This is a genomic window from Ferroglobus sp., from assembly GCF_015521575.1.
Classification (GTDB): Archaea; Halobacteriota; Archaeoglobi; order Archaeoglobales; family Archaeoglobaceae; genus Ferroglobus.
In genome coordinates this window covers 1-3,930 of sequence record NZ_WANY01000139.1, presented here as the reverse complement: position 1 = coordinate 3,930, position 3,930 = coordinate 1, and the positions used below count along the sequence as shown (strand labels likewise).

At 44.9% G+C, this 3,930-nt stretch carries 4 protein-coding genes; 2 read left to right on the top strand and 2 right to left on the bottom strand.

Annotated elements, in window-relative coordinates; translation table 11 throughout:
- A partial coding sequence (locus tag F7C14_RS05830) for a flavodoxin domain-containing protein (RefSeq protein WP_290900810.1) occupies positions 1-356 on the top strand: 356 nt, incomplete at its 5' end.
- Complete coding sequence (locus F7C14_RS05825; RefSeq protein WP_290900807.1) at positions 353-1,384, top strand: phosphotransacetylase family protein; 1,032 nt, start codon at positions 353-355, stop codon at positions 1,382-1,384. The genes F7C14_RS05830 and F7C14_RS05825, both read left to right, overlap by 4 nt.
- On the opposite strand, the gene argS is transcribed toward F7C14_RS05825, so the two are convergent.
- Together argS and prf1 are read right to left on the bottom strand one after the other, a co-directional pair.
- Positions 1,385-3,028: an arginine--tRNA ligase gene (argS, locus tag F7C14_RS05820; RefSeq protein ID WP_290900805.1), complete on the bottom strand. Its 1,644-nt coding sequence runs from the start codon at positions 3,026-3,028 to the stop codon at positions 1,385-1,387.
- Positions 3,029-3,930, bottom strand: a 902-nt coding sequence (gene prf1, locus F7C14_RS05815; RefSeq protein ID WP_290900803.1) for a peptide chain release factor aRF-1, incomplete at its 5' end; no start/stop codon positions are given.

The window sequence follows — 3,930 nt, the reverse complement described above, 5'->3', positions numbered from 1 at the left end:
TTGAAGAAGTGGGCGTGCCTTACAGAATATACAAGCTTAGAGCTTCGGATTACACCGAAGTGATGGCTGAGGTTATGCAGTCGAAGGGGTTGATTGTGGGAAGTCCAACTCTAAACAGAGAGATATTTCCAAGCGTGGCAGCTTTTCTAACCTACATGAAAGGTTTAAAGCCTTTTAACAAGGTTGCGGCAGCTTTCGGAAGCTATGGATGGAGCGGAGAGGCTGTGGGGAAAATAGTGGGGGTGTTCGAAGAGCTGAAGTTCGAGGTTGTTGGAGCAATTAGGTTCAGGTTCAGTAGCGATGAAAAGTCTGAAGAACTGAAAGAGCTGGGAAGGAAGTTGGCTGAGAAATTATGAGGGGCATTTTAATCTCTTCCGTTGAAGAAAAGGCTGGAAAAACCTCGTTAATTCTCGCTCTGAACGAAATATTTTCTGGATACAAAACCGCGTACTTCAAACCCTTCGGAACGAGTCCGGTTAGGGAGGGAGAATTTTTAGTTGACGAGGATTTGAAAATAGTTGAAGAGAATTTCAGCAAGAGTTTGAATCCCATAGTCCTTGACATGCCCTATGCTGAGTTCGTTTATTCGAGCGATTCCGTTGAGTTGAAAAAAGCCATAATTGAAGCTTACGAGGAGCTCGACGCAGATATAGTTTTCGTGGAAGGCTCGTCTGAATACAAAGTTGGGAAGTCCCTCGGCATTAGCGATGATATGGTTGCGGAAATACTCGACCTCAAGGTGTTGGTTATCGCAAAGTACTCGAACGACTTCGTGATAGACAGGGTTCTTACGGCTAAGGATGTTTTTAAAGAGAGGTTAAGAAAGGTTTTAATCAACCAACTCACTGGGTACAAAACTTCTTACGTAAGTGCAGTGGTTGGGAAGGTTTTTACCGAGAACGACCTGAGCGTTGTGGGGGTTTTGCCGAGGGATCCTCTCCTTGCGGGAATGTCGATCGAAGAGGTGAGAGAAGCAGTCGAAGGGGAATTCGTTGTTAAAGCTGAGGAGGGAATAATCGAGCATTTTATCATCGGTGCGATGTCGAAGAGGTCTGCTGAAAAGTTTTTAGCTGGAAAGGATAACTTAGCTGTAATCACCGGCGGAGACAGAAAAGACATCCAGCTTCTCGCTCTGAACTACAGCAACGTCAAATGCCTAATTCTCACGGGGAATCTTTACCCAGAGAAAGACGTAATTGAAAAGGCAAGCAGAAAAGGTGTTTCGGTAATAGTTGTTCCCGAGGACACGTTAACTACCACTGAACAGCTTGAGGAGGCTATGAGGAAGGCTAAGATAAAGGGAAAGGAGAAAATAGAGAGGATGGTTGAGCTCGTTAAAATGCACGTGAATGTAGATGAAATAGAGAAGTACATTTTCGACTGATCACATTCTTTCCGGAGCTTCTATTCCGAGGAGCTCAAGTCCGTTTCTCAAAACTATTCTCGTCGCATCGACTATGGCAAGTCTGTGCATTCTCACCTTTTTATCGCCAACGAGAACTTGGTGATCCGTGTAGAAATCGTTGAAAGCGTTGGCAACGCTCATGAGGTATTCCGCAAAGATGCTCGGTTTCAACTCGTTAATAGCCTTTTCGAGATAGAACGAAAACTTGGACAATCTCATCACTAGTTCCCTTTCTTTGTTCGTAATAATCGCCGGATCGAACTCCAGCTCAGCTTTCCCAGATTCTACAGCCTTTCTGAGTATGCTGCAAGACCTTGCGTGACTGTATTGGATGTAGCTTGCCGTTTGTCTTTCGAAGTCCAGCGCTTTGCTCCAGTCGAAAGTGAAGGGCTTTTCCGGAGAAACTCTTACGAAATCGTACCTTATCGCTCCCACAGCGACTACTTTTGCGATCTTCTCATCCACGCTTCCTCTTTCCCTTAAAATCCTCTTAGCCTCTTCGAAGGTTTTCTCAAGAAGTTCATCAGCTGAGACGAACTTTCCTTTCCTCGTGCTCATTGAACCTTCTGGCAGAGAAACGAACTCGAAGAACAAAACTTCTGGAGGTTTTAAATCAAGCAATTCGAGAATTTTCGAAAGTTGCTCGGAGTAAAGCTTGTGATCGGCTCCAAGGACGTTGATAAATCTTCTAAAGTTCTCGTTCTTCCACAGGTGGTAGGCGAGGTCTCTGGTTATGTACAGTGTCGTTCCGTTCTCCCTTCTCATGATAACTTCCTTTTCAATTCCGTAATCCTTGAGATCGACCTTCCAGACGTCATCTTTTTCCAATAACCCCTTTTCCTCAAGCATTTTGAAAATTCTCTCCACGTAGCCGTTCCTCACGAAGTCAGATTCGTAGATGAAATCATCGTGATGGATGTCGAATTTTGCAAGGGTTTCTCTTATTCCCTCTAAAGCCTTGTCAACGACGAACTTAAAACTCTTCGAGACCTCTTCATCCCCTTCTTCGAATTTCAGCATCAGCTCATCGACTTCCTTCTCAAGCTCCGGATTCTCTTCAATGTCCTTGTTTATCTTTACGTAAACCTCCGCTACCGCATGATCCGGCTTTGTTTCCCTCAATCCGTACTTCAAATATCCTAAAACAGCTGCAGCAATCTGTCTGCCCATGTCGTTTACGTAGTAGTGGGTCGTAACTTTAATTCCCGCCTTCTCCATCATTCTTGCTAAAGTATCTCCTATAATCGCATTCCTGAGATGTCCTATGTGTATCGGTCCATCGGGATTGGCTGAGGTGTGTTCTATTAGAACTTCTCCCCCAAGGTTTAAGCTGCCGTAATTCTCATCCTCGTCGAGAATTCTTTCCACCGTGTCTGAAAGAAACTCCTCGTTTACGAAGAAGTTTATATAGCCATTTACGACTTCTACACTGCCTATGTACGTGCTTCTCTCGAATTCGATTTCTGAAACGAGCTCTTCAGCAACTTTTTGGGGGTTTTCCTTCTTCTCTTTCGCAATTTTAAAGGCTATGGTTGTTGACAAATCGGCGAATTCGCTTTCTCTGATGTACCTGTCCTCGCAGTTTAGGAGCTTTTTGACCTCTCTGTAAAACGTCCTGAACATCTAATCCACCTTGTATCTGAGTATTGCAGCTATTCCGCCGAAAGCATTCATTAGCATCGCACCTTCTTCGGATTCGGTCGAAATAAAAACGACCTTGGCTCCAGAAGACTCGGCAAGCTCCGCCAACTCCATAACGACGTCCTTTCTTTCAACTTCCTCCATCTCCACGTTGTCCTCTTCGCAGTACATTTTCTTGCTCGTGTTGTCCTTCAGAGTTATTTCCACCGTTTTACCACACTTCGGGCATCTGTAAGTTACCCTCTCGTATCTGAGTCCTTCAGAGATCAGTAATGTGTCTACGGCTCCGTAGCTTAAGTATTTCCTCACTTCTTCCTCTCCGTAGGCTGCCAAGCCATCTTTTACGACTTCTTTGAGGAACCTGTTCATTATCTTCTTCTCCTTTATTATGTCCAGTTCCTGCAGAACGTCCTCAGCTTTTTCCACGAGCTCGTAAAGTCCGCTTTCGTCGGTGTAACCAACATCGAAAAGCCCGAGAACCTTCTTTTGAAGTTCGTGGTGCAGATACTCCCCCTCGTAAAATTCCTCTTTCGTCGGAGACGGACCTCCTATCAGTATTCCTTCAAGTTCCTCCTTAATCGGAAGAAACGCCTCACTTGCTTTATCTCCAACTCTTTTGTAGAACTCGTGAATCGCTATTTCCCTAAGCCTTTCGAATCTAACGCTGCTCTGCCCTCCCTGTCTGTGCTTTCCGGGAACGTTGGAAGTGGCGTGAGCGAGAACTTCAATTCTATTCCCCCTTAAGACCCCTATAGTTGCTTCTCTTCTGTCGAGGACTATTAAGCCGTAAACTTTCTTCTCCTTCAACATTTCTTTTAGTGGATCGAGGTAAAACCTTGAATCGCAGTGGTACTTGTACATCGGAACAGGCTCGGGGGGAATTA